The sequence below is a fragment of the Dickeya ananatis genome, from assembly GCF_019464615.1.
GTDB lineage: Bacteria > Pseudomonadota > Gammaproteobacteria > Enterobacterales > Enterobacteriaceae > Dickeya > Dickeya oryzae.
On record NZ_CP040816.1, the window covers coordinates 3,019,106 to 3,039,835 of the forward strand.

Here is a 20,730-nt window from a genome sequence, read left to right on the forward strand (position 1 = left end):
CCTTGACCCTTCCCTTGCTGGAAGGTTTACGCTTCAGGTAGTGCTTAGAACTAATCAAAATCACGACGGCGGTCAATGCCTTTGACAGTCTGCTGTGATCACCGAGGAATATTATTATGTCGCAAACCATACACCTTTCATTGCAGGGTTTATCCTGTGAACACTGCGTCGGCAGGGTAAAAAAAGCCCTGGAGTCCCGACCGGATGTGGAACAGGTTGATGTCTCACTAAAACACGCCAACGTTACCGGTGATGCGGATCCCCAAACACTGATAACCGCCATTGAAGAAGCCGGTTATGAGGCAAGCCCAGCCATCCCGAATGTCACCTTGCAGCTCTCCGGCCTCAATTGCCAGCATTGCGTGGCATCAACCCGTAAAGCGCTGGAAGCCGTACCGGGTGTCGACGCAGCGGATATTACCCTGCAACAGGCGGCAGTTTATGGTGATGCCGAGCCACAAACGCTGGTAGCTGCCGTTGAGCAGGCAGGTTTTCATGCCACGCTGGCAGCGGAGAGCCATCACCCAAAATCTGAGCCGCTGACAACACCCCACGCCTTCACGCCGGACAGGCTGTCAGCGGCGCTTACCTCTGTTCCGGCAAACACCAACGCTGTCGATACAGGCGCCGTTGTCGACATGAGCACGGCCCACTCGCTACCGGCTGGCGTCACGCCAGCCGACAATCTCGCCGCGAGTGATGACGATACGGTCCAGTTGTTATTAAGCGGCATGAGCTGTGCCAGTTGCGTTAGCCGGGTGCAGTCAGCGCTGCAACGTGTTCCCGGCGTAACACAGGCACACGTCAATCTGGCCGAACGTAGTGCGCTGGTCAGCGGTAGCGTAGCGCATCAGGCGCTGATCGATGCGGTAGAGAACGCCGGCTACGGTGCGGAAATCATCCTTGATGAAGCCGAACGACGCGCCCGACAAGAGCACACATCGCGTCAGGCGGTACGGCGTTTTCGCTGGCAGGCAGCTCTCGGCCTGTCACTCGGTATTCCACTGATGGTTTGGGGCATGATCGGCGATAATATGATGCTCACCGACCACAATCGTACTGGGTGGTTACTGGTTGGCGTGTTGACGCTGGCAGTCATGATCGCCGCTGGCGGTCATTTCTATCGCAATGCCTGGCGTAACCTGATGAACGGCGGCGCTACCATGGATACCCTGGTCGCACTCGGCACCGGTGCAGCGTGGCTTTACTCCATCACTGTCAACCTGTGGCCGACCGCCTTCCCAATGGAAGCGCGTCATCTTTACTACGAAGCCAGCGCCATGATCATCGGTTTGATCAATCTGGGTCACGCGCTGGAACAACGGGCCCGTCAACGCTCATCGCAGGCACTGGAGCGATTGCTGGATTTGACGCCGCCAACTGCCCGTTTGGTCACTGCACAAGGTGATAGCATTATTCCGCTTTCGCAGGTGCAAACCGGTATGACGCTGCGCCTGACCACCGGCGACCGTATTCCGGTAGATGGTGAACTGGAGCAAGGCGAGTTGTGGGTTGACGAAGCCATGCTCACCGGCGAACCATTGCCGCAACAGAAATCGGCGGGTGATAACGTACACGCGGGAACACAAGTACAGGATGGGAGTGCCACGTTGCGCGCTGGTGCTATCGGCAACCAGACTACGCTGGCCCGTATTATTCATCTGGTGCGTCAGGCACAGAGCAGTAAACCCGCTATAGGCCAGTTGGCTGACCGGATTTCCGCCGTCTTCGTACCGGTTGTGGTGGCGATAGCCTTGTTGAGCGGTGCTATCTGGTATGTTGTCGGCCCGGCACCACACCTCGTGTACACGCTGGTGATCGTGACGACCGTGCTTATCATCGCCTGCCCCTGCGCATTGGGGTTGGCAACACCGATGTCGATAATCTCCGGCGTCGGGCGAGCTGCCGAGTTGGGCATACTGGTGCGAAACGCGCAAGCACTACAGCAGGCCAGCCAGCTTGATGTACTGGTGTTCGATAAAACCGGCACCCTGACAGAAGGTAAGCCACGTGTGGTGGCCTTGCATACATTCGGTGATATCAGCGAATCTCAGGCACTGAGCTGGGCTGCATCGCTGGAGCAAGGCGCTCATCACCCACTGGCACAGGCAATAGTTCAGCGTGCTGATGGCATCCCGCTCAGTACCGTGACGCAATTTCGCACCCTGCCGGGGTTAGGCGTCAGCGGCCAGGCAGGCGACACGTCACTGCTGCTCGGCAACCCGGCGTTACTGGAACAACATCAGGTCACACTGGCTGACGGTGAAAACTCGCCGCGTTACTGGCTGGAGAAACAGTCAACAACTGGCATGACCCCGGTGTTGCTGGCGGCTAACGGCCAGATAGTGGCGCTATTTTCCGTGCAGGACACCCTGCGTCAGGATAGCGTGAGTGCGTTGCAACGGTTACATCGGCAGGGCTATCAGTTGGTGATGCTCACGGGCGATAATGCGGCGACAGCCCAGACCATTGCCCATGAAGCGGGTATTGATCAGGTCATCGCCGGGGTATTACCGGACGGTAAAGCCGACGCCATTCGTCAGTTGCAATCGCAAGGGAAACGGGTCGCGATGATTGGTGATGGTATCAACGATGCACCAGCACTGGCACAGGCCGACGTCGGAATCGCCATGGGCAGTGGCAGCGATATCGCCGTAGAAACCGCTGCCATGACGCTGATGCGCCATAGTCTGCACGGTGTTGCTGATGCGCTGGCACTTTCCCGGGCTACATTAGGCAACATGAAGCAGAACCTGCTGGGTGCGTTTATCTACAACACGCTTGGTATTCCCATTGCCGCCGGTGTGCTCTACCCCTTAACAGGCACCTTGCTAAACCCGGTCGTCGCTGGCGCAGCGATGGCACTCTCATCCATTACCGTGGTGAGCAACGCCAACCGGCTGCTGCGCTTTACCCCACCGGACACGCCTACCGGACATGGCTGAATCGGGGCACCTCTCTGGGTGCGATGTGCTATCGAACCGCGCTCGATATGCTGCATCGCACCGCTTTCACACCATTTTTTCTTACCACGACCGTAGCTGACATGCCGAATTAGCGATACAACTTGCCGGGCGAACCGTTTAGCATAGGGAACCTGACGGTACCAAAGGTCTGCATTGCGACGGCATGATATCTGTTCGTAAGTTACGCCCGAAACCGCCACTACCGGAGATGTCGATATGAAACGGCTGATACGCCAGATTGCGACGTTCCTCGGCCTTCTCGCGCCTGCGGGTTACCGTTACCCGGCGCTGGATGTCGAGATCGTTAACCAACGCCAGTTCCATCTGGTGGGCAGTATTCACATGGGTACGGTGGATATGTTCCCCTTACCCGCCGAATTATTGGGCCGACTTGAACAGGCTACCGCGCTCATCGTAGAAGCGGATATCTCTGGCAGTGACTCACCGTTTGACCCGATTGGCGCAGAGCCCCCGTTGGCAGAACGTCTGGACGCCGCCACGCTCGAGCGTTTGCAACAGATATGCCGGGAACTGTCGTTCAGCTATGACAGTATTGATAGGGTTCCCGCCTGGCAGGCCGCACTGATGCTACAGGCACGCCAGGCGATGATGTTAGGCCTGCGACCGGATTATGGCATCGATTACCAGTTGATTAACGCCGCCCGCGACAAAGGGGTGAACATCATCGAGTTGGAAGGCCAACAGCAGCAGGTCGACTTGTTGCTGCAATTGCCACAGGGTGGATTGCCTCTTTTGGAAGACACCCTTATCCACTGGCATACCAACGCGCGCCTGTTGCAAACGATGGTCAGTTGGTGGCTCAATCACAAACCAACCTGGGCGGACAATGTGCCGTCCACATTCGGCAACGAAATAACGGAAATGCTAATGAATCACCGCAATCAGCGCTGGCAACAGCAACTGGCCGCGCTGCCGCAGGGAAATTATGTTGTATCTGTCGGCGCCCTGCATTTGTACGGTGAAAATAACCTGCCCGACTTGTTACAGGCCCATACGGCCACCTTTTGAAGCAAGGACAGAACATTATGACACCCGCAGTCAAACTGCTTGAGAAGCAAAACATCACCTTTACGCTTCATAGCTACCATCATGATGCTGATGAAACCAATTTTGGTGAAGAAGCCGCCCGCAAACTAGGACTGGATAAACAGCAGGTTTACAAAACCCTGCTGGTGTCGCTCAACGGCGATGCCAAACAGCTGGCTGTCGCGGTAACCCCGGTTGCCAGTCAGTTGGATCTGAAAAAAGTGGCCAAAGCGCTGGCTGCTAAAAAGGCCGACATGGCAGACCCACAGATCGCCCAGCGTGTGACGGGTTATCTGGTCGGGGGTATCAGCCCGCTGGGGCAGAAAAAATTGTTGCCGACAGTAATCGACGAGGGTGCTCAGCAATTCGGTACCATTTTTGTCTCAGGTGGCAAACGAGGATTAGACCTCGAACTGGCGGCGGCTGATCTGGCCAGTGTACTGAAAGCGCAGTTTGCCGACATAGCCAAACACGACTGACCATAGCGATATTGATGTTCAGGAAGAAGACGGCGGCAGAGGGCTCCACGGCCAGTGTCGCCCTCTGCCACCGCTTCATAACGGTTATGATGGGATGAGTGATAACCCACAATTAAAACATCGTTTCATTTAATACCAATATAACATCAGTTTCTTTTAAAAACGATGGTAGTGATCACGATTTGGTTTGTAAAACAAGTAATTGATATGCGCTATGACACAGCAAAAGAGGGCCGAAAAGACCGCAGGAAGACAAGAATAAGTGCCAATCAAACAAACCCGGTGAGTGCGAACACACGGACAAAAAGGCGGCCGTCTACCGGCCGCCAGTGTTATGAGTAGATTGACGTTACCGTGATGGCACCCGGCCAATCGCCAGCGCCCCCCGGCCATGATCCACACCATCGGTATTAAAATAAGCAACCGAGGTTTTTAACCGCTGAGCCTGTATTTCCAGTTCATTCGCCGCCGCGACGGCCCGTTGAGCCAGAGCGGTATTCTGCTGAGTGATAGAGTCAATCTGGACGATCGATTCATTGATATAGCTGATTCCTTTGCCTTGCTCGCTGGTCGCCGTCGCGATTTCTGACACAATATCTGCCACATGCTGCACCGCGCTGATGACATCCTTGATGCTGCTGTCGGCCATTTTTATCTTCGCCGAGCCACTATTCACGCGGGAAACCGACTCTTCTATCAGGCTTTTGATCTCTCCAGCCGCTTGCGCACTGCGTAACGCCAGGCTTCGTACTTCACCGGCCACAACAGCAAAACCGCGCCCTTGCTCACCGGCTCGCGCCGCTTCTACCGCCGCGTTCAGCGCAAGAATATTGGTCTGGAATGCGATATTATTCACCACCTCGGTGATATTAGCGATTTTATCTGAGCTTTCAGAAATGCCATCCATGGTGTCGTTTACTTCCCGCATCACTTCACCACCGCGGGAGGCAATGCCCAGTGCCGAATGCGCCAGGTGACGGGCCTGTTCCGTATTGTCAGCGTTCTGTTTAACGGTAGAGGTAATTTCCTCCATACTCGCCGAGGTTTTCTCCAGTGCAGCAGCCTGCCGTTCTGTATAAGAGGACAAGTCGCTATTACCAGCGATCACCTCACCACTACTGGCATCAATCACCTCTGCACCGGCACGAATATCTTCGATGACAGTAATCAGCTGTTTGCGCATCATCTCCATTTCATGCAGCAGGCTGATATTATCGCCAGGCAATGTCGCCACCGAATGCGATAAATCGCCGGCGGCAATACGCTCTACGACTTCGGCGGCATAAGACGGTTCTCCCCCCAGTACACGCAAGATACTGCGATTTATCCAGTAAACCAGCAGCGAAAGTAACACGCTGACTAAGATAAAAATCATGCCGTTGTTATATAAAGAATGCGTAAACGCCTCATTGATGTCATCAATATACAGCCCGGTCGTGATTATCCAATCCCAAGGGGCGTAGCGTAAATTATAGGCTGCTTTCGGTTGCGCAACGGTGGAACCGGGACGGGGGAAAGCGTAAGCCGTATAACCCGCTTCGCTGTTTTTTGTCGCGGCCACCATATCCCGATAAATAAAGGTACCGTTAGCATCTTTCACATCCGGCCCCTGACCAATCAACTTTTCATTAATCGGGTGCATTAAGACGCGGGGTTCTGAGTTGAGAATGGTGAAATAACCTGAATCGCCATAGCGCAAATCTTTTATGGACCTCATTGCACGCCGCTGCGCTTCTTCCAACGAAATCGTTCCGCTGCTGGCTAACTCGGCATTGGTTTTTACAATCCCCAACGCCAGCTGAGTCACATGCATTAACTCCATTTCTCTCAGCGAGAGTTGATCTTGCTTAATTTTCATCGATCCATAAAGCAGCGTCCCTGCCAGACACAACAAACTAATGATAAGTGGAAGCCAAATTTTCCTGGCAAGAGATATTTTCATTTGTTTAACACCTTTTTATGAGGTTGTATTATCAATTTTTTATGCCATACCCACCCATTACTACCCTATACCCGTCATACTTCAAGTTACAGGTGTGTTGGCTGCGCTCACTCACCCGAATCACTTACCTGAGTAAGCTCATCACCGCCTTCCTGCAACTTGAATTATTTAGGGTATATATTTAATAAAATCAGCCTCCCCCCCATTTTTAATAGCAGAAAACATAAAAGATTACTTATATGCTTTTTAAGCATAAAAAAGAGTTTTCATCAGTAAATCCGGTTTACTCCCTGCATAGCATAACCCCCCTCCACATTGCTCACTATACCCTTCATACTTCAAGTTGCAGGTGTGTTGACTGCGTTCGTTCACCCGAATCACTTACCTGAGTAAGCTCATCGGGATTCACTCTCTTGCCGCCTTCCTGCAACTCGAATTATTTGGGGTATAAATAGCCTTACAGCAAAAAGAAAAACACCACGCCCTAATACGATGATTCAACAGTATCATAACGTTAAGCAGCCCTTCCCCCAGGACATGGCAAATTTGATGCTGACATCACTGATTTGAAAAAGAAAACAAAACGTATTTTCCACAAACTAAAAAATTCTCAGGCTAACATTTTCATTTTCTTTCATAATGAAATGCGATCACGATCACCTGAAACGATACAAAGACGGGAAGAGATAGAAAGGAATAACGCCACAGGGTTCACTCCAACGAGACGTTATTTTCAAGCGAGCGCGGTCAATAATCTGGGATGAATCAGTACATCATCAATACTACAACAGGTTTATATTCACGCTGAAAACTGACTTAATACCGGCAAGCGTTGGCCTGTATCCGACAGCGAATACGGCTACAGGCCACTTCTCAATTAGTTAGCCTTTTGTATCAACAATGTGGCCTGACCAATATTATCAGAACAATTGTCATCGCTAACATAGGCGATAAACGCTGAGCCGGTTGAATCCACCACAACCGGATTACTGGTAACAGAAACACCCCAACGCGCGTTTTTAAACCCACCCTGTACCATGACCGTATCAATCACACAGCTGTTACTGGAAGAGCTGGTACAGTTCATCGTGTTAGACACAAGGGATAAAACATATCTCCCTGGCTCTAAGGTGAATTTAGCCGATGTACCCGACACCGTGTCTACTAATGGCGCAGTCTGACAATTCCGTAGAGCATCAATCGTAACACTGGTTGCCGCTTCACTCACAAAAGGCAAAGCAGCCAACATAAAAATGCCAATAGAGGTCATTCGCATTATTCAATCTCCTGAATAAATAGCATATAAAAAATAATTATGTGTAATTTATTGTTCAAACCATACAATTCAAGGAATGATGGCTGCGCCATCCTAGCCGATAAAATAAAAAACTGTCAACGCTATCACTTCATGACCTGTTTAACCTTTTTAAAATGGCAGGTAATTATTAGTGAGTTATATATCCGAAATAATTCGAATTACAGCTTAATATGCTTATGCGCTACCCCGCCAAAATGAGGCTGACTGGGCCTTGTAACGCGGCAGCACAGTGCTGCTAAAGGGGGGGAGTAATACAATCAACACACTCGCAACATGAAGAATAGCGAATATACCGACACCCTCCATATTTTCATCATTTTAAAACCGCAGTTAAAAATAACATTCAAACCATCATCATTTATCGGGGAATAAAAATAACAACTATTATTTTACGAAATACCTCAATACCGGGTAACCGGGTATAGTCATGATCCACGAACCATGGCGTGACAATTAAAGTAGCGGTTGCCCTGTCGATATCAGGATAACAACCGCCCTATGACTTATCGACTACACGCTAGTCATTTACTCAGCAATGATCACTAATAAGCCATCATTACTCATAAACAATCTCACCTTTCGGCTCATAGTCTGCTGCCTGTAGAGGAGAATGATCCTCAACATATTGGCGCAGCACTTCTGCATCCACAAAACCGGTATTGACGTAACCCGGCAGCTCACTCAGCTTCGGATAACCGTCCCCGCCGGTGGCGTTAAAGCTCAAGGTGGCAATACGGTAGACTTTGTCGGCCTGCAGCGGTTCGCCCTTAATTTTCACGTTCTTAACGCCAGTGCCATCGGCTTGCAGGCTAACATTCAGGAACTGAGCATAACCGCCGGAATCGACTTTTTTATTAGCGACAACGGCCAGATATTTTTCCACCTCGCTGCCTTTCAGATCAGCGTATACCAGCGTGTTGCCGAACGGTTGGACTTTGAGCAAGGTCTTGTAAGTCATGTCGCCGGATTCAATGGAGTCGCGCACACCACCACCACTCATAACGGCGAAATCAGCTTTGGCCCGTTCCAGTTGGGCAGACAGCAATACGCGCGACAGGTTGGTTTGCACAAAACGCACCTTATTGCGATCCCCCTCCAGTCGGCCATTCACACTCCCCACCTTGACATCCAACTGTGCTTTGCCTTTTTCCTGAAAGGGCGTCAATAGTTTTACCATATCCGGATTCTGGCTGATTTCCTGGGTGTAATACACGCGCTCGCTGGTACCGTCGGCCTTCTCGACCTTCTTCTTCAAATTGACGGGAATCAGTTGGTAATGCGTCAGCGTCAGCTCACCATTACGGAAAGTAAAATCAGCACGACCGACATATTTGCCCCATTCATGCGCCTGCACTATCCAGGTGCCGTTTTGACGATCCGGTGCGCAAGGTGTACCGGGCACATAATTGACCTGCTTTTTATTCTCGCTGGCCATACATACCGGGTCTTGCGAATGACCACCGACAATCATGTCGAGATACCCCGCAGGCAAGCTACGCGCCATTTCCACGTCACCCGGTGCGTTAGAACCATGTTCGCCATTATCGTAATGCCCCATGTGGGTCGCGGCGATAATCACATCCGGTTTTTCTTTTTTACGCAGCTGTTCCACGACTTTTTTCGCCTCATCGGCTGGTTTGCGAAACTCAATATCGTGGAAATACTCTGGATTACCAATTTTGGCCGTGTCATCCGTTGTCAGGCCAATAACCGCGATCTTTACCCCCTGACGATCGAAGAGCGCATAGGGTTTAAATAATCGCTTGCTGGTGCTTTTCTGGTAGATATTGGCGGAAAGCAGCGGGAAATGCGCCCATTTTTCCTGCTGACGCAATACCGTGAGTGGGTTATCGAACTCATGATTACCGACTGTCATCGCGTCATAACCGACCAGATTCATGCCACGAAAATCCGGCTCGGCATCCTGCAAGTCAGACTCCGGTACCCCGGTGTTAATATCCCCGCCCGACAGCAGTAACACGCTACCGCCTTCAGCGGTGACGTCCTGACGAATCTGATCGACCAGTGTTTTTTGCGCCGCCAGACCATATTCACCGTAATCGTTATGCCAGAAATGACCATGATGGTCATTCGTATGCAGGATAGTGATGTTGTAAGTTTTATCTTTTTCCCATGCCTGTGCAGCGGGTGACGACACCGCCAGTGTTACCGCAATCAGGCACCCCAGACTTTTGACAGAGAAATGCATGACAACTCCCGTGATAAAAATCCCTTATCTACTCGTCATATCCAGGTTACGACCAGGCGGCACGAGCAAAACACAAGCATGACACCCTGCAACCTGAATAACTTTTGGTATAGGATTGTTACATTAAACTGGTAAATACATGCACAAGCTAACACAAGTCAGGGTGGGATGGTTGAGTTATGGTGAACCCGGGCGTTTTTTCGTTATGACGTGGTGATAGCGATGCGGCAGCCCCATCACAATGACGTGGCACTATCCGACTGATAATTCATGCATTGAATCATGGCCGTGATATCACTGATAGCGTTCCACCAGGTTTATCCACAAACAGAAATTAAATTAACTCTATATATCAACGATAAAAGCAATAATTTAACTATAAATATGTGTTACACTATTTAAACAGATGAAAAACATCATTTATGTCTCACTCTGTCGCCTTTCCGACGGTTTTATCCCCTCTGGCGTTGCATAGCACCGGCGTTATACGAACGGGGAACGGGTTGGCGCGGCAGAGCACATAAGCATTCAGGAGCCACAGCCTGCTGCCGGCTCAGGAATATCCGCCCATTCTCGTTACGCATGGTAAAGGAGTCGGAATGCATGATAATACCACCCCCTTAATCTCCACGATGGCCGTCGGTCTGGTGTTGGCTTTCTTGCTGGGCATTCTGGCTAACCGACTGCGTATCTCGCCATTGGTCGGGTATCTGGTGGCCGGTGTGATGGTCGGCCCTTTTACACCCGGTTTTGTCGCTGATACTCAACTGGCACCGGAAATTGCCGAACTGGGCGTGATTTTGCTGATGTTTGGTGTTGGGCTGCATTTTTCGCTACGGGACTTAATGGCGGTAAAGTCGATCGCCATCCCCGGTGCAGTCGCTCAGATAGTGATGGCGACCCTGCTAGGGGCGGGACTGTCATCGATACTGGGCTGGAGTCTGCCTGAGGGGTTGGTGTTTGGTTTATGTCTGTCCACCGCCAGTACCGTGGTACTGCTACGCGCGCTCGAAGAGCGCCAGTTGATTGACAGCCAACGCGGGCAAATCGCCATTGGCTGGCTGATTGTTGAAGATCTGGCGATGGTACTGACACTGGTACTGCTGCCCGCATTCGCCGACATGTTGAAAACCGATACCGCTAATACCAGCAAACTCTTGCAAGATCTGGCGATTACGCTGGGTAAAGTGGTGGCGTTTATTACGTTGATGGTGGTGGTAGGCAGACGCGTGGTGCCATGGGTGCTGGCAAAAAGCGCCAGTACCGGCTCGCGGGAATTATTTACGCTGGCCGTACTGGCAATGGCGCTGGGCATCGCATTCGGTGCCGTCAAACTGTTCGATGTCTCGTTCGCGTTAGGGGCTTTTTTCGCGGGTGTGGTGTTAAACGAGTCAGAACTCAGTCAGCGTGCCGCCCACGACACACTCCCCTTGCGTGACGCCTTTGCCGTTCTGTTCTTTGTATCCGTCGGCATGTTGTTCGACCCGATGATCCTGATACGTGAACCACTGGCAGTGTTGGCCACGTTGCTGATTATCGTGATAGGTAAGTCGATGGCCGCGTTCCTGCTGGTGCATATGTTTGGTCACTCAAGACGCACGGCACTGACCATTTCCGCCAGTCTGGCACAAATTGGCGAGTTCGCCTTTATTCTGGCGGGCCTTGGCATTTCTCTCGGGATGCTCTCAGAGAATGGCCGCAATCTGGTGCTGGCAGGCGCGATTTTGTCGATTATGCTCAATCCACTGCTCTTCGCCTTGCTGGAGCGTTATCTGGCCCGGCACGAAACCATCGAAGAGCAAATCGTTGAGGAAGCAATCGAAGAAGAAAAGCAGATCCCGGTTGAGCTGTGTAACCATGCGCTGCTGGTCGGCTATGGGCGTGTAGGCAGTTTGATCGGTGCCCGGCTACATCAGGCCGATATCCCGATGGTGGTGGTTGAAACATCGCGAGCGCGCGTCGATACCTTGCGGGAACAGGGTATTAAAACCGTACTGGGCAACGCGACCCGGCCTGACATCATGGATATTGCCCGCCTCGATTGCGCCAGTTGGCTGCTGCTGACGATCCCTAACGGGTACGAAGCCGGGGAGATCGTAGCAGCGGCAAGAGCCCGACGCCCAGACCTGAAAATCATTGCCCGGGCGCACTATGACGATGAAGTCACCTATATCACCGAGCACGGTGCTGACCATGTTGTGATGGGCGAGCGGGAAATCGCTGAAACCATGATAACGATGCTGGACGTGGATGAGATCGTCGCCGCCAAAGCTTGTCCAATCTAAGAAACCCGTTGTCAGGCACCCCACGGTGCCTGACGTTTCCTCACCGATGTCGGTTTATCCCTGCTCACTGACCAGTTGCGCCAGCAATGCGATATGCAACGGCGCGTCATTCAGCGCTGGAATATACTCAAAAGACTCGCCACCTGCATGCAGGAAGAGCTCCCGGTTCTGCTCTTTGATCTCTTCGAGCGTTTCAAGACAGTCAGCCGCGAAACCAGGACAAATCACCTGGATTCGTTTCACCCCTTGCTTCGGCAACGCCTGCATCGTTTCATCGGTATAAGGCGTCAACCAGGCCTCACGACCGAAACGAGACTGGAAGGTCATCATCACTTGCTCTGACGATAATCCTAGTGTTGCCGCTAACGCCTGTGCCGTAGCGGCACAACGTTTAGGATAATCATCACCTTCATCAGCGTAGCGCTGTGGAATGCCGTGAAATGAAATCACCAGCTTATCCGGTACGCCATGCTGTAAAAATGACTGTTCAACGCTGTGCTTTAACGCTGCGATATAGGCCGGGTGCTCAGCATAATCACGAATAAAGCGAATGCCCGGAATTTGTCGCCGATTACGCAACAGCGCGGACACGCCATCCCACACCGCCGCAGTGGTGGAGCAGGAATACTGTGGGTACATCGGCAATACCGTCACCTCGGTAACGCCCTGCGCCAGCAACGCGTCCAGTGCAGATTGCAGACTCGGCGAGCCATAGCTCATCCCCAACTCTACCGGGATATCCGGCAGGCTTGCTGCCAGCGCCTGCTGCTGTCGGCGGCTGTAAACCAGTAATGGCGAACCTTCATCCATCCACACCGATTGATACATTTTTGCCACGCGCGACGAACGGGTCGGCAGAATAATACCGTGCAGCAGCGGACACCATAGCAGCCGGGTCAGGTCAACCACGCGCCGGTCATGCAGGAATTCAGCCAGATAACGTTTTACCGCTTGCGGCGTCGGCGCATCCGGCGTCCCCAGATTCACCATCAGCACACCGCGTTTCTCTTTTTTCATCAACGTTTTCCTTTACTGTCGCTTCGGCATCATGTGTAGACGAGAATGAAACAACATTGTAGCGGAAACAGGACGATGAGGAACCGCAGGCTGCGAGGTTAAAGCCGATACCAACGATTGTCGGGAACGATATTCCTCATCGGGGCAAACCGTTGGCTGAAAACGCCGTCGTTATCCCGCTATCGCCGTAGTAGAGGTGGAATAACAGAGAAAGAAAATCGTCAGGAGATACGAAAAGAAGAAGCGCCGCCAGTGATGGCAGCGCCTGCGAAAAACGGGATCAGCCCAGAATTCGAGCCAGTTCTGCACTGACATCGTTAACCGGACGGGTACCATCAATCTTGTGGTAATGGGTGTGGTTAGCCGCGGCTTCCTGCTGATAGTAGTTCACCAGCGGTGCGGTCTGCTGGTGATATTCCACCAGACGTTTACGCACGGTGTCTTCCTGATCATCTTTACGAATAGTCAGCTCGTCACCGGTCACGTCATCTTTGCCTTCCACTTTGGGCGGATTAAATTTCACGTGATACACACGCCCGGAAGCCGCATGTACGCGACGGCCGATAATACGCTCAACGATCAGCTCATCCGGCACATCAAACTCAATCACGTGATCGACGGCAATGCCAGCCTCTTTCATCGCGTCAGCCTGAGGAATGGTACGCGGGAAACCATCCAGCAGGAAACCATTGCGGCAGTCATCTTGTGCGATACGCTCTTTAACCAGGGCAATCACCAGTTCGTCTGTCACCAGTTTACCCGCATCCATGATCTCTTTTGCCTGCTTGCCCAGTTCGCTACCGGCCTTTACCGCCGCACGCAGCATATCGCCGGTGGAGATTTGCGGAATGCCATACTTCTCCATGATGAACTGAGCCTGAGTACCTTTGCCTGCGCCCGGAGCGCCCAGCAGAATAATACGCATTGCGTAATTCCCCTTGCTATGTAGTTTTTTAAAAAAAATTTGAAAAACGCTAAACCATACCATTCCGGAGGCGCTTCCTCAAGGAACGGGCTCGCTTCAGCGGGCGAGGCAAAGCTGAAATTCGTGATGGCGTATGGCTTTTCAGCCGACTCTGAGAGTGTAGACGACAGGGAGTCAGGCGGGAAACTAATGTGGTAACAAACCTGCATCACCCTAAAGACAGGATTTTAGGACGATAAAAAACGCCCCGGTCAACCGGGGCGCTTATCATGCCAACGGAGCCAATCAGGCGGTCAGCAGTTGATTCATACGGCGGATAAACTGGTTAGGATCTTCCAGCGTACCACGTTCGGCAAACAGCGCCTGATCCAGCAACAGTTCGACCCACTCACCGAACTGCGCGTCATCCTGAGCGTCAGCGGCACGTTTCACCAGTGCATGTTCCGGATTCAATTCAAAAATGTACTTCACTTCCGGTGCCTGCTGCCCTGCGGCGGCAAACAGCTTCGCCATCTGGGTGCTCATGTCATTGGCATCCGTCGTCACAATAGCCGGGGTGTCGGTCAGGCGATGCGTCAGACGCACCTCTTTTACACGCTCTCCCAGCAGCGTCTTAACACGCTCGACAAATGGCTCCAGCGCTTTTTCTGCTTCTTTTTGCGATTCGTTAGCTTCATCTGCCAGCTTATCCAACGATTCGTCAGCTTTGCTAATCGACTGGAACGATTTACCGTCAAACTCGGTCAGGTAGCTCATCATCCATTCGTCGATACGATCGGAGAGCAGCAGTACTTCAATGCCTTTCTTGCGGAACAGTTCCAGATGCGGGCTGCTCTTAGCTGCAGCATAGCTGTCAGCAGTGATGTAATAGATCTTATCCTGACCTTCCACCATACGGCTGATATAGTCATCCAGCGACACGGTCTGTGCATCGCTTTCATTGTGGGTGGTCGCAAAACGCAGCAGTTTAGCAATCGCTTCACGGTTGCCACCGTCTTCAGCCGGGCCTTCTTTCAACACCAGGCCGAACTGACTCCAGAACGTCTGGTATTTTTCGCTGTCGTCTTTAGCCAGTTTTTCCAGCATTTGCAGCACACGCTTAGTCAACGCGGTACGCAAACTCTGCGTGACACGGTTATCCTGCAGAATTTCACGGGATACGTTGAGCGGCAGGTCATTGGAGTCTATCAAACCGCGGACAAAGCGCAGGTAGTTCGGCATGAACTGTTCTGCATCGTCCATAATGAATACGCGCTGCACATACAGTTTCAGACCATGCTTGTGATCGCGATTCCACATATCCCAAGGAGCCTGAGAAGGAATATACAACAGGCTGGTGTATTCCTGTTTCCCTTCTACCCGGTTGTGGCTCCAGCTCAGTGGGTTGGTAAAGTCATGGGCGATATGCTTGTAAAACTCGTTGTACTCATCATCGCTGATGTCGGACTTGTTGCGGGTCCACAGTGCCTGAGCCTTGTTGATTTTCTCCCAGGTGACCGTCTCTTCACCGCCCTCTTCCTCACTTTCCGTACGGGATTCAATTTCTACCGGCAGTGCGATGTGGTCGGAATATTTGCTGATGACTGAACGCACCCGCCAGTTATCGAGAAACTCATCTTCGCCTTCGCGCAGATGCAGGGTGATTTCGGTACCACGTTGCGCTTTAGCGATATCAGCGATGGTGTATTCGCCTTCACCGGCTGATTCCCAGAACACACCCTGTTCGGCATCGGCACCCGCCACACGGGTTTTTACCGTGACCTTATCGGCGACGATAAACGCGGAGTAGAACCCAACGCCAAACTGGCCGATCAACTGGCTGTCTTTTGCCTGATCAGAACCGAGAGACTCCAGAAACGCCTTGGTACCGGATTTGGCAATCGTCCCCAGATTGTCGATAACGTCATCGCGGCTCATACCGATACCGTTATCGCTGATGGTCAGAGTGCGCTTTTCTTTATCGATAGAGACCCGAACGCGCAGTTCCCCATCACCTTCATACAAGTCTGGAGTGGACAGTGCACGAAAACGCAGTTTATCCGCGGCATCAGACGCGTTGGAGATCAATTCACGCAGAAACACTTCTTTGTTGGAGTACAGCGAATGGATCATCAAGTGCAGCAGTTGCTTGACTTCTGACTGGAAGCCGCGGGTCTCTTGGCCTTTCATACTCATTATTACTTCCCTCAATACGTATTTATTCAGGCTGATTCAACGGAGGATGAGCAACAGATGGGGATTAACCGTCAGGGTTTCAAGGGGGGATGTGCAATTGGCGATACAGAAGACGGCTGAGGCAGACAGGCCGTCGGGTGACGGCCATAGAGATTGACGGTGGTAAAAATCAGAACCGGATAGGATGACGCCCAGCCAGCGAGTGAGACAGCGTGGTGCCGTCTACCATTTCCAGTTCACCGCCGACGGGAACGCCATGGGCGATACGACTGGCCATGACCCCGTGTTCGGCGCACAGCTCGGCGATGTAATTCGCCGTTGCATCGCCTTCCACCGTCGGGTTGGTCGCCAGAATCACTTCGCTGATGGTTTCCGTCGCCAGACGCTCTTCCAGCCGATCCAGCCCGATATCGCCAGGGCCAATGCCATCAAGCGGTGACAAATGGCCCATTAGCACAAAATAACGACCCGCAAACTGCCCGGTCTGTTCAATGGCGTGGATATCCGCCGGACTTTCCACCACACAAATCTGGCCGTTCTGCTGACGGCGCGGGTTCGCACAAATACTGCACACGTCCTGCTCGGTAAAAGTCCGACAATCGGCACAATGGCCTATCTCCGACATGGCGCGGGTCAGTGCCTGCGCCAGACGCATCCCCCCGCTGCGATCACGCTGCAACAAGTGGAACGCCATGCGTTGTGCTGATTTTGGCCCCACGCCGGGTAAGCAGCGCAGCGCCTCCATCAATGCTTCAAGAAGCGGGCTGGTTTGCATCAGAACGGCATCTTGAAGCCGGGCGGCAACGGAATACCGCTGGAAACCGAGGCCATTTTTTCCTGCTGAACTTCAGCGATACGGCGCGCCGCATCATTGAATGCCGCCGCAATCAGGTCTTCCAGCATTTCTTTGTCGTCTTCCATCAAGCTCGGATCGATTTCAACACGACGGCAATTGTGAGCGCCATTAATCGTCACTTTTACCAGCCCTGCGCCCGATTCCCCGGTCACTTCCAGATTGGCAATCTCTTCCTGCGCTTTCTGCATTTTTTCCTGCATCTGCTGAGCTTGCTTCATCAGATTGCCTAAACCGCCTTTACCAAACATATCGCTCTCTCTACCACTTTCGGGCTGCCGATGGGCAGCGGGGTTAAACGGGGCGGATACTTTCTTCGTCCAGTTCCGCATCAAAGAAACGCCGTAGCGTTTGAATATTAGTATCAGACAGGATGGACTGACGCGCCTGCGCCAGCTTCTCTTCATAAATGGCCTGTCGCCACTCCAACGGTGTCAGCACCGTCGGCGTATCGTCTTCGGTAACCGTCAGGCTGATATCGCGTCCATAATGCGCCGCCAGTGCCTCCGACAGCGCTTTCTGCGCCGCTGCCGAATTCAGATGACGCTGTGAAGAACGCAGGTGCAGATGAATCACCCCGTCTTCCGGCATCTCTTTAAATGCATTAAGCGCCAGCTGTTGTACCAGTTTCGGCAGCGTCAGACGATCGATTTCCGCCGCCCAGGCATCTCGCGCCATCGCTTCTACTGCCAGCCTTGCGGCCAGCTCCGGCGTTTTTTCGTATTCCAATGCCGAACGCAGCGCTTTAGGCGTCGTCACCGGCTCGGTTTCCGTCGCCGCGGCTTTCTTCTGCGCCCGCCAGCGATACGCTTCCTGCTTTTTCTGCTCGTCCTGTGCCACCGCTTTGGCTGCCATTTGCTGCTGACCACGCTCGGTCACTGACGCCAGACGCTCCAGTGCCGAGTTTACCGGCCGCGTTTTTCCTGACGCCGCCGGTTCAGCCTTTTTTGCGGGGTTATTTCCCTGCCGGTTCAGTAACTGGCTACGCGCCTGTAACAGTTGTGCTGTCGCATCCGGCAAATTGTTCTCCGCCGTCGACGGCAAAGTTGGCGGCAACGACGCTACGCTCCCCCCCTGCGGCGCATCATTCACCATCGGTTCTGCGCCAGGGGCAACGGGTGCAACGCCAACCACCGGTGCTGATGCTGGCATACGGGCCGGTTCAGTCGCTAACGGAGCCGCAGGCACGAGCGATGAAGTACTGACAGGAACCGGTTCAGCAATCACCTGACTGGGGTGAAACGCCAATGCCCGCAACAGCGCCATTTCCACGCCCATACGGCGATCGGGTGCAAACGGCAGCTCTTTGCGGCCAACCAACAATGTCTGATAATAGAGTTGCACATCCGAAGGCGGGATCACCCGCGCCAGCTCGCGCAAGCGAGGGGCAACCTGGTGGTATTCATCGCCCAGAGCGGATGGCAGCAACTGCAGCATGGCAATCCGATGCAGCAGCGTCAGGGTTTCTACCAGCAAGGCTTCCCAGTCAATACCGCGAGCTGCCGCTTGCTCCATCAGCGCCATCACCCCGGCGCCGTCACCTTTTACCAGCGCTTCAATCAGCCCCAGCGGTTGCTCATCATCCAGAGTACCCAGCATTTCGCTGACAGCTGTGGCCGTCACCTGCCCTTGCCCCATGGCGATCGCCTGATCGGTCAGGCTCAATGCGTCACGCAGACTGCCATCGGCCGCACGGGCCAGCAATTGTAACGCACGTGGCTCCGCCGCCAGTTGCTCCTGCTCCAGAACCTGTTGCAGATGTTGGCGAATTTGCTCGGCATCTAATGCTTTGAGATGAAACTGCAAACAGCGCGACAAAATCGTCACCGGCAGTTTTTGCGGGTCCGTAGTCGCCAGCAGGAATTTCACATGCGAAGGCGGCTCTTCCAGTGTTTTCAACAACGCGTTGAAACTGTGGCGGGAGAGCATGTGCACTTCGTCAATCAGGTAAACTTTGAAACGACCGCGAGCCGGCGCGTATTGCACGTTATCCAGTAAGTCTCGCGTGTCTTCAACTTTAGTACGGGATGCCGCATCGATTTCAATCAGATCGACAAATCGGCCTTGCTCTATTTCCCGGCACGTATCGCACTGACCGCAAGGTGTCGCCGTCACCCCGGTTTCGCAATTCAGCCCCTTCGCCAGCAAACGGGCGATAGTCGTCTTGCCTACGCCCCGGGTACCGGAAAACAGGTAAGCATGATGGATGCGGCCTAACGAAAGACCATTAGCCAACGCGGTCAGGACATGTTCCTGGCCTACCACGTCGGCAAAGGTTTGGGGACGCCACTTACGGGCAAGAACCTGATAGCTCATCAATACCGCAGAAGTTGAGTTATTGAGGAGGTGATGCTAACACAGTCTCGCCGCCATCGGCGAGACTGCTGTCATCAATGACCGGGGAAATCGACCAGGCTGTAGCAAGTGATGCCCATGTTTTCAAGGCGCTGCTGTCCACCCAGGTCGAAGAGATTGATAATAAATGCCGCGTCGGAAACCTGACCGCCAAGACGGCGAATCAGTTTGACCGTCGCTTCAATCGTGCCGCCCGTCGCCAGCAGGTCGTCCACCACCAGCACGTTATCGCCAGCGGTAATAGAGTCGATGTGAATTTCCAGCGTATCGCTGCCGTATTCCAGCTCGTAGCTTTCGCTCAGCGTCGCTCGCGGCAGTTTACCCGGCTTACGCACCGGAACAAACCCGACGCCCAACGCCAGCGCTACCGGGGCACCGAAAAGGAAACCACGCGCTTCGGTACCAACAACCTTGGTAATGCCGGTGTTCTGATAACGTTTAACCAGCATGTCGATGCTCGCCGAATACGCCTGCGGATTTTCCAGCAAGCTGGTCACATCACGAAACAGTATGCCCGGCTTGGGATAATCCGGAATACTCTTGATACTGTTTTTAATTAATTCTGGCTGCTGAGTTGCGGTCATAATGTTGTGCCTGATAAAACCTGATATTCACTGAACACCGCCACGGTGCTTCGCCATGCTGCCTACAGGCGCTGACGATAAAAAATGCGGTGGCGGCTCGCGCACGAAAACGCTCAAATCTAGTCAAACTGACGGGCAAATGCAACCGGCCCACTCGGATCTGCGCATTTTTATCGCAGGCTATTGCTTCGGATCAATAACCGGCAAACGCAACATAAACGTCAACAGCACCGCCAGAATAACCAGCAGCACCCCTCTGACCCAACCGACTTCCACCAACCATAATGACAAGGCGAAGGTCGCGATAACCACGATAACCGCTTTGACTTTCACGCCCGGCGGCAGGGCACGGTGCTGCTGCCAGTGACGCAGGTAACTGCCAAACCAGGAGCGATACAACAACCAGTCGTGAAACCGTGGCGAGGAGCGGGCGAAGCACCAGGCCGCCAGCAGTAAAAACGGCGTAGTAGGCAGCAACGGCAACACCACGCCCAGCGCTGCCAGCACCACCGCCAGCCACCCTACGGTTATCAACACTATCCGGTACATATTGCCTCCTTGTCTTCCCCGTCCTT

Annotated in this window: 15 protein-coding genes and 1 other annotated feature; of the genes, 4 read left to right on the forward strand and 11 right to left on the reverse strand. The window is 53.0% G+C overall.

All coding sequences use genetic code 11. The annotated features are described in order from the left end of the window. Window positions 1-116: 116 nt before the first annotated feature. The 3 genes from copA to ybaK all read left to right on the forward strand — a co-directional run bounded on the left by copA (window position 117) and on the right by ybaK (window position 4,492). The gene (gene copA, locus FGI04_RS13320; RefSeq protein WP_407336851.1) at window positions 117-2,945 is read left to right on the forward strand and encodes a copper-exporting P-type ATPase CopA; all 2,829 of its coding nucleotides are present in this window, start codon (window positions 117-119) and stop codon (window positions 2,943-2,945) included. A 237-nt stretch (window positions 2,946-3,182) separates the two neighbouring features. Further along, the gene (locus tag FGI04_RS13325) at window positions 3,183-3,995 is read left to right on the forward strand and encodes a TraB/GumN family protein (RefSeq protein WP_407336852.1); all 813 of its coding nucleotides are present in this window, start codon (window positions 3,183-3,185) and stop codon (window positions 3,993-3,995) included. 17 nt (window positions 3,996-4,012) lie between these two features. Next, a complete protein-coding gene (gene ybaK / locus FGI04_RS13330) occupies window positions 4,013-4,492 on the forward strand; it encodes a Cys-tRNA(Pro)/Cys-tRNA(Cys) deacylase YbaK (RefSeq protein WP_038913391.1) in 480 nt (159 codons plus the stop codon). 349 nt (window positions 4,493-4,841) lie between these two features. Here the strand turns inward: ybaK and FGI04_RS13335 are convergent, their stop codons facing one another. The 3 genes from FGI04_RS13335 to ushA all read right to left on the reverse strand — a co-directional run bounded on the left by FGI04_RS13335 (window position 4,842) and on the right by ushA (window position 9,961). Next, entirely contained in the window at window positions 4,842-6,434 is a 1,593-nt protein-coding gene (locus FGI04_RS13335) for a methyl-accepting chemotaxis protein (protein WP_407336853.1), read from the reverse strand. A gap of 877 nt (window positions 6,435-7,311) precedes the next feature. Beyond that, window positions 7,312-7,710, reverse strand: coding sequence for a hypothetical protein (locus FGI04_RS13340; protein WP_342699461.1), 399 nt, complete (start codon window positions 7,708-7,710; stop codon window positions 7,312-7,314). Window positions 7,711-8,308: 598 nt separating this feature from the next. Next, the gene (gene ushA, locus FGI04_RS13345; RefSeq protein ID WP_407336854.1) at window positions 8,309-9,961 is read right to left on the reverse strand and encodes a bifunctional UDP-sugar hydrolase/5'-nucleotidase UshA; all 1,653 of its coding nucleotides are present in this window, start codon (window positions 9,959-9,961) and stop codon (window positions 8,309-8,311) included. Window positions 9,962-10,560: 599 nt separating this feature from the next. On the opposite strand from ushA, the gene ybaL reads away from it, so the two are divergent. Then, window positions 10,561-12,246 carry a YbaL family putative K(+) efflux transporter gene (ybaL, locus tag FGI04_RS13350; protein ID WP_248588130.1) on the forward strand — a complete coding sequence of 562 codons (1,686 nt, stop codon included), beginning with the start codon at window positions 10,561-10,563 and terminating at the stop codon, window positions 12,244-12,246. A gap of 54 nt (window positions 12,247-12,300) precedes the next feature. On the opposite strand, the gene hemH is transcribed toward ybaL, so the two are convergent. The 8 genes from hemH to FGI04_RS13390 all read right to left on the reverse strand — a co-directional run bounded on the left by hemH (window position 12,301) and on the right by FGI04_RS13390 (window position 20,704). Next, entirely contained in the window at window positions 12,301-13,263 is a 963-nt protein-coding gene (gene hemH, locus FGI04_RS13355) for a ferrochelatase (protein ID WP_407336855.1), read from the reverse strand. Between the two features lie 280 nt (window positions 13,264-13,543). Then, complete coding sequence (adk, locus tag FGI04_RS13360; protein ID WP_016942047.1) at window positions 13,544-14,188, reverse strand: adenylate kinase; 645 nt, start codon at window positions 14,186-14,188, stop codon at window positions 13,544-13,546. 285 nt (window positions 14,189-14,473) lie between these two features. Then, window positions 14,474-16,357: a molecular chaperone HtpG gene (gene htpG / locus FGI04_RS13365; protein ID WP_407337419.1), complete on the reverse strand. Its 1,884-nt coding sequence runs from the start codon at window positions 16,355-16,357 to the stop codon at window positions 14,474-14,476. A 175-nt stretch (window positions 16,358-16,532) separates the two neighbouring features. Next, on the reverse strand, window positions 16,533-17,138 hold the full coding sequence (gene recR, locus FGI04_RS13370; protein WP_016942049.1) for a recombination mediator RecR: 606 nt from the start codon (window positions 17,136-17,138) through the stop codon (window positions 16,533-16,535). Continuing rightward, window positions 17,138-17,467 (reverse strand): YbaB/EbfC family nucleoid-associated protein, encoded by a 330-nt coding sequence (locus FGI04_RS13375; RefSeq protein WP_016942050.1) that lies wholly within the window; start codon window positions 17,465-17,467, stop codon window positions 17,138-17,140. The genes recR and FGI04_RS13375 overlap by 1 nt, the downstream gene beginning before the upstream one ends. 43 nt (window positions 17,468-17,510) lie before the next feature. Further along, a complete protein-coding gene (dnaX, locus tag FGI04_RS13380; RefSeq protein WP_407336856.1) occupies window positions 17,511-19,532 on the reverse strand; it encodes a DNA polymerase III subunit gamma/tau in 2,022 nt (673 codons plus the stop codon). Beyond that, window positions 18,120-18,184, reverse strand: a sequence feature (DnaX frameshifting element). It overlaps the preceding gene by 65 nt. Before the next feature lie 74 nt (window positions 19,533-19,606). Next, entirely contained in the window at window positions 19,607-20,155 is a 549-nt protein-coding gene (apt, locus tag FGI04_RS13385) for an adenine phosphoribosyltransferase (protein WP_407336857.1), read from the reverse strand. 180 nt (window positions 20,156-20,335) lie between these two features. Beyond that, a complete protein-coding gene (locus tag FGI04_RS13390) occupies window positions 20,336-20,704 on the reverse strand; it encodes a DUF454 family protein (RefSeq protein WP_342699457.1) in 369 nt (122 codons plus the stop codon). Window positions 20,705-20,730 lie beyond the last annotated feature (26 nt).